The sequence below is a fragment of the Vibrio sp. 1978 genome, assembly GCF_033344345.1.
Genome location: NZ_JAWPOP010000864.1, coordinates 1 through 554 on the forward strand (window position 1 = coordinate 1; position 554 = coordinate 554).

General features: G+C 44.9%; 1 protein-coding gene. It reads left to right on the forward strand.

All coding sequences use genetic code 11. The annotated features are described in order from the left end of the window. The coding region (locus R8N49_RS29555) for an AAA family ATPase (protein WP_318190750.1) at positions 1–554 on the forward strand (554 nt) is incomplete at both ends.

Below are 554 nucleotides of genomic sequence, written 5' to 3' on the forward strand. Positions count from 1 at the left end.
CGCCGCTTATTTATTGAAGAAAAACGACATTTCTCGCTTAGATATTGTCAACTTTATCTCCCACGGTATTACGAAAGCTTCTGGCGCCGGAGAAGATCCATCTTCTTCAGATTCGTTTAGCTCGGATAGTGTCGAAGAAACAGGTTCCGATGAGCGTTTAGAAAGCTTTGCAACAAACCTCAACCAAGTGGCGAAGGCCGGTAATATTGATCCATTAATTGGCCGTGACAAAGAGCTAGAACGTACGATCCAAGTTCTATGTCGTCGTCGTAAGAACAACCCATTGCTCGTTGGTGAAGCTGGTGTGGGTAAAACGGCAATTGCAGAAGGCCTAGCTTGGAGAATTGTAGAAGGCCAAGTGCCTGAGGTGATTCAAAATAGCGTTATCTACTCACTTGATATCGGTTCGCTGCTAGCAGGCACTAAGTATCGTGGTGATTTCGAGAAACGTTTCAAATCGATTTTGAAGCAGCTTGAAAAAGAAGAAGATGCCATCCTGTTCATTGATGAGATCCATACTATTATCGGTGCTGGTGCAGCGTCTGGTGGCCAAG